This window comes from Algoriphagus sp. NF, from assembly GCF_028823735.1.
GTDB classification, from domain to species: Bacteria; Bacteroidota; Bacteroidia; order Cytophagales; family Cyclobacteriaceae; genus Algoriphagus; species Algoriphagus marincola.
Genome location: NZ_JAPEIB010000067.1, coordinates 1 through 6,039 on the forward strand (window position 1 = coordinate 1; position 6,039 = coordinate 6,039).

The window sequence follows — 6,039 nt, forward strand, 5'->3', positions numbered from 1 at the left end:
TCACTAGCTGTCTAAGAATATTTGGCTACGTGTAGGATTCCGAAGAGTCATATTAGAAATTAAAAGTAAAAAGAAGGAAATCAAGGCTGACTATATTAAGCCTTGATTTCTACTTTTACCCGATAGTTGGTGCTGGTGTACAGACAGCTACTGCAGGCTGACATAGGGTCAATTCTGTCGGGTCATCCGAATCTGTAAAGACTGTGAATTGTGGACCTCCACCACATGAGCAATGCCAGTAAGCCCAATTTCCACCCTTTACTTTCGCCATCTGACCTCTTTCCAAAACCTCATTGGTGCTGAGTCGGAGCATGTCTAAGCTTAACTTTTTCATAAAATTTAGTAATTATGGTTAAAAGATTCGATCGGTACTTCCGATCATTAGATCCTAATTTATTTGCTTATATAGCCAATACCTAGTAAGATATTTCTAATTTTCAGTAAGTTTTTACTGAATTAGATATTCTTGATTTCCCTAAGATGGATCACTCCGCTGTAAGCTAAAAAGCGAATCTCTTCATCCATCATTTCCATAATTCGTTTTTCATCTATTAATTCAAAAAATATACACACTTTCTTCACCAACTCACTAACTCGGGTATAGTCCTCTTCTTTAATGATAGACAAAAGATAGGATCCAATAGGTCCTAATAGATATTCGATGACTTTCTGATGATGCCTGTCCCAAAGCAGTATCGTTTGATAATAATGAGGAGGAAGTAAGAGATTGTTTTCAATGGGATTGATTTTGACCCGAGTGAACAACACGGAATTTTGAGACCAATCCCATTCAGAGAGGATTGATTTGCAATTTGGAGCCAATTTAAGCTCGGCCATTTCTTGCCAGCCTTTATTCGTCAGCACCTGATTGGCAGATTGAATGGCTGGAAACTCATCACCCATTTCTGAGTTTTCCTTATGAAATAATTCGATTAATCTAAGCTTCTCTTGCTCAAACTCATACACATCATCCAAAACCCTGAGGGTATGCGGATCGGTCAATTTTCTGCCCAAATCCTCTTTCAATTCAGAAATGGTGAATTTATCCCTATCCAAGGAAATGCCTTCTTTTTCACAGATGGCAGAAAGGATTTGATCTGTTCTGTAAAATTGCTGGGTTTCGGGTTTTGATAGATAGTTAGTAGCAAATTTTTTAGGGTTAATTGGAAGATCTCTTGATGCGTAGGGAACTGTTTTTTCAGAAGACGCTAATTCATCTTTTTCAAAGAGATTCATTACCCTCGCAAAGTATTCGGGATAATCCAGTCGTAATCGATGCGCTAATTGGTTACAAACCCAACCGTTTTTCTTGTAATCTCCTAAGGCATGCATAAAAGTAATACGATCAGGCAAGTGATGGAAATTGGCAAAAGATTCAAAAAAAGAAGGATCGTAAACAGTGTCTAATAGGTAATTCACCGCAATACCTTGATCACTACTCAGGCAATGGAAAATATACTGCTCCACCACCGCATTGAAATTTACCATTTGGGAAGGACTTAAAGATTTAATCAGTTTTTGATTGTTGGTTATAAACTGCTCAACCACCTGAAAATAATCTTTGAAAAATGCATAATTATTTCCCCCAAATATCCCGGCATTACTAGCCTTGATTTCCTTTCCCTTGTCGATTTGGTCTTTAATCGGCTTTGGAACAAGTGGAAAAGAATCGCCGACGAGCCCGACCAACTCTTTGTAATAATCAAAATCTTGCTCGATGTTCTGGGCCATCAGTTGGCCGGAAATAAGTTCCTTAGGAAATGGGGCATAAACAAAAACATCCCCGTCCACATTAAGGAAAGGTTCTACATGGAGGGTATAGGAATATATTTTTTTCATCACCCATAAGCCGGGAATCTGAACTAAATCTAAGTCATCCAGTTCAACCCTTACCTTTTTATACGGCAATTTCAATTGGTCAATCAACAACTCTTTGCCTTTACTATCGGTGATCAACTCTAGATCTTCGTAAAATTGATGAAGCTGTAGGCAACTCAGCGCCCAACTCATCACATGATACGGAGCACTGCACCAACCAAAACTATCTTTCAAGGGGTCTTTACCCTTATCAATCCAAAAAGTGTGAACAATCTTCATCTAATTTATCGTTATTGACCTAAACTTGAAAAATAAGCGCTCTGCCACACTTAGTTCTTCGGTGATGATTTCAGCATTGCCCAGCAGTTCCTGATTGAATGGGATTTCTCTATTGAAGGAGGTCATTGTTCCTTGGGGTAGTTTGGCATAAATCAAGTAGTTGAATTCTTCGTCAGGAGACACCGAAATGCTGGAGATCCTTCCGATCAAAGCCCCATATTCCTGAAAAGGATAATTGTCCAATTTGATTAAGACCTTTTGGTCTATGCTCACTTTTCCGGCGTTTTGAGCCGTAATATTCATGGCTCCGATAAGTTCTGATTTATTGTCCGGCAATACGGTAAAGACGAGTTCCCCTGAATTGACCTGCTGATTGGCACCCCAAACTTTTTGGAAACTGACTATACCATTAATGGAAGATTTCATCAGATACAAATATTCCCAATCCCGTAAACTCCGCTTAAGTCCTTGATAGGATTGAATCAGGGCTTTCAATGACCGGGCTTCCTCTTCCTCCCGATTGATATTGGTGTTCTTGATTGTCTGATAAGCCGAATTCAGTGCTTCCTGTAATTGGGAAATGGATATGGCCATAAGGTTCACTTGTTCTTCCATCTGCAAATATTCCATTTCTTTTAATTCAAAATCCTTGTCTGCAATGACCCCTTGCTGATGGAGGTTTCTGTTACGTTCGTAGTCGATTTTGGCTAATGAAAGTCTTCTGTTAAGTATTTCCTTTTGGGATTGTTGACTGCTTATCCTTTTTTTAATTTCTTCAATGGACGCCTTGGCACCTTCCAACTGTCCCGAAAAAGGCTTTAGCTCCCTGATCAATCGGTACTCCAAATAACTCCTTTCAAAATCCAAAAACGGTAATCCAACCTCTCCTAAAACCAATTCTGAAAGAGATTCAACAGGAAATAAATAGTCATTTTCCTTCTCAAAGGGTTCTTTTTCTAGGGTAGATCTCAAAAACAATACATCTTCCAACTTAGCAGTACTCTTGATGCCTGCTAAGGGCTGCCCACTTTTTACCTGTTCTCCATTTTTGATAAAAAGGTGTTCTATCTGTCCAGTAAAACGGGCAGCTATTCGTTCTGTAGGGTCAGCAGTGGTCACCAACACTTTGGCTTCCACAAAATCAGGATATCGAATCAAAAAGGATAATCCAATCAAAATAGAAAGTAGGATGAATATCAAAGTAATTCCCCATCGGATCAACCAGGCCGGAGGCCGGGAAATAATCTCCTGAACCTCTTCGGACCGAAGGTGAAGGTTATCGCTTTGGCTCGTTACAGGCATAGTCAGTTTGAATTAATTTTTTCCAGTTCCAACTGATTTTTTACCAGATCGTAATAGATGCCTTTGGCATGAACCAATTCTATATGGGGCCCCTGTTCGACGATCTTACCCTGATCAATTACAATAATCTGATCGGCATTGCGAACTGTGCTCAATCGGTGGGCAATAATAAAAACCGTTTTTCCTTGCATAAACTTTTGGAGGTTTTCCATGACCTCGCGTTCATTTTTTGCGTCCAAAGCCGAGGTAGCTTCGTCAAAAAAGAGCATAGCCGGATTTTTGTAAATAGCTCTGGCTATAAAGAGGCGCTGCTTCTGCCCTGTACTCATTCCTACTCCTTCATTTCCGATCTTGGTATTGAACCCAAGCGGTAAAGACTGAATAAACTCCAGAATATTGGCAATTCGGGCAGCTTCAAGTAACCTTTTCTGATCTATGCTGTCCTGACCCACTGCGATATTGGCTGCAATGGTGTCGTTAAACACATAACCTTCCTGCATGACCACCCCACACTGTTCCCTCCAGCTTTTAGCACTGACAGTTTTTAGATCATGCTGCCCGTAGCGGATTTCCCCGGAGCTAGGCTCATAGAATTTAAGCAACAGTTTCATTAAAGTGGTCTTGCCGCTACCGCTTGCACCCACGATGGCTGTGACTTTTTTGGGCTGGATGCGTAGGTTAATTCCAGTCAATACAGCTTCCTCTGCACCGACATAGCGAAAGGAAAGTTCGTTGACCTCTATGGATTCAGCCGAGTCTAGAGTTCTGACGAGCTGTTTTTCAGAATTTTCTTCATCTTCTTTCTCATGGATTTCATTGAGTCGGTCGAGGCTGATGCTAGCATCCTGAAAAGATCGAACAAATCCTACTAATTCACTGATGGGGCTATTCAACTGACCAATGATGTATTGAAGGGCCAGCATCATGCCTAAGGTCAGATTTCCCTCGATCACGAGTACGGCAGAAGTAAAGGTGATCAGGATATTTTTGAGCTCGTTGATGACAGAGGAACCTACCTGCTGGGTCTGCTCGAGTGATAAAGACTGAATAGATACCTGAAACAGTCTAGCCTGTACAAATTCCCAAGTCCAGCGTTTCTGCTTCTCGGCATTGTGCATTTTAATTTCCTGCATGCCATTGATCAGCTCGATCACAGTGCTTTGTTCCTGACTCAACTGAGCAAAGCGCTTATAATCAAGTTCTCTCCTTCGCTTCATAAAAAACAGTACCCATGCAAGGTACATCACACTTCCGCCGAGAAAGATTAAAAAAATCGTCAAACTATAATAGACCAGAACAACTCCGAAAACTATCAGATTGAAGAAAGAAAACAAGGTATTGAGCGTGGTTCCTGTCAGGAGACTCTCTATCCTTCGATGATCTCCGATTCGCTGCATGATGTCACCAGTCATCCGGGTATCAAAATAGGAAATGGGCAGATTCATCAGCTTGATGAAAAAATCCGAGACCAGCGAAATATTAATCCGAGTAGTCAGGTGCAGCAAAATCCAGCTTCGAAGCACTTCCACACTTATTCTGCCCAAAAACAGCATGATTTGCGCAAAAAGAATCAAATAAATAAAACCAATATCCTGGTTTTGTATTCCTACATCCACAATACTTTGTGTCAGGAAAGGGAATATCAACTGCAACAAACTTCCTACCAGCAGCCCGATAGCCAACTGCGCAATCAGATTTTTATATTGGAAGAGGTAGCTGAAGAGGAAACCAAGCGATCGTTTTTCTTTTTCCTCCCATTTCATTTTTCGGAAAGCGGGAGTAGGTTCGAGCAGGAGTGTAACTCCTTCTTGCGTGTGCCCATCGGCATTATTTCCGATCCAATGAGAGATAAACTCTCCCTTGGAATATGAGATCAAACCATAGGCAGGATCAGAGATATAGACGGTATCTTTTCTGATTCGATACACCACCACAAAGTGCTGCTTATCCCAATGGACAATAAGAGGCAAGGGCGCTTGTTTAAGCTTTTCGAAACTTAACTTGGCACCTATGGTCTTAAACCCCATTGCCTCCGCCGCATCACTGAGCTTCAATAAGCTACTTCCTTCCCGTGTCGTTTCCGATATTTCCCGGATTTCCTTCAGAGAGATCAGCTTGCCATAGTGTTTAGCAATGATTCGTAAGCAAGTAGGTCCACAGTCTTTGGAGTCGGGTTGTTTGTAGTGGGGGAAGGTTTTCAATATGATTATTTAGGATCTAATAAATCAATAATTAAAAAACAAAGTTCGTCGTTAAAATTCTGAGCTACCCAAAGCTTTCCATCCTTAGCGAAGTATTTTACTCGTTCGTCATTTAACTCATCAATTTTTACTTCAGCAATAAGGTTAAATTCAGAATCAAAAACTGACAAAAACACCTTGACCTCTTTTAGTTCAGGAAGTAATGCATCTTCTTCTTTTCTTTCATTGAATGTTCTGCTTGCTGATAATCGATAATATTTATTATTAAAATTATCCCAAATAATAGGACCGAATTGTATTTGCTCTAATAGCTTTTGGTATTCTTCCTGTATCAATTCAAATGATTGAAAGTCATGGTGTGCTACATCACTTGCTCGTTTAAGAGTCTTTTTAGGGTTATATTTTATGGTATTCAGAAATTCGCCTTCTGGATTAAAAA

The 6,039-nt window shown here is 40.4% G+C and carries 5 protein-coding genes; all 5 read right to left on the reverse strand.

The annotated features are described in order from the left end of the window. Positions 1–115 precede the first annotated feature (115 nt). Positions 116–334 carry a hypothetical protein gene (locus OU792_RS18040; protein WP_134199707.1) on the reverse strand — a complete coding sequence of 73 codons (219 nt, stop codon included), beginning with the start codon at positions 332–334 and terminating at the stop codon, positions 116–118. Positions 335–456: 122 nt separating this feature from the next. Continuing rightward, a complete protein-coding gene (locus tag OU792_RS18045) occupies positions 457–2,097 on the reverse strand; it encodes a DUF6734 family protein (protein WP_134199709.1) in 1,641 nt (546 codons plus the stop codon). Next, entirely contained in the window at positions 2,098–3,399 is a 1,302-nt protein-coding gene (locus tag OU792_RS18050; protein WP_274670977.1) for an HlyD family secretion protein, read from the reverse strand. A 2-nt stretch (positions 3,400–3,401) separates the two neighbouring features. After that, a complete protein-coding gene (locus tag OU792_RS18055; RefSeq protein ID WP_208325262.1) occupies positions 3,402–5,606 on the reverse strand; it encodes a peptidase domain-containing ABC transporter in 2,205 nt (734 codons plus the stop codon). Next, a partial coding sequence (locus OU792_RS18060) for a DUF4221 family protein (protein WP_274670978.1) occupies positions 5,606–6,039 on the reverse strand: 434 nt, incomplete at its 5' end. The genes OU792_RS18055 and OU792_RS18060, both read right to left, overlap by 1 nt.

Excerpts from the sequence above, each read along its gene's own strand:
- OU792_RS18040 (WP_134199707.1), bottom strand. The coding sequence starts at position 334 with ATGAAAAAGTTAAGCTTAGACATGCTCCGACTCAGCACCAATGAGGTT.
- OU792_RS18045 (WP_134199709.1), bottom strand. The coding sequence starts at position 2,097 with ATGAAGATTGTTCACACTTTTTGGATTGATAAGGGTAAAGACCCCTTG.
- OU792_RS18050 (WP_274670977.1), bottom strand. The coding sequence starts at position 3,399 with ATGCCTGTAACGAGCCAAAGCGATAACCTTCACCTTCGGTCCGAAGAG.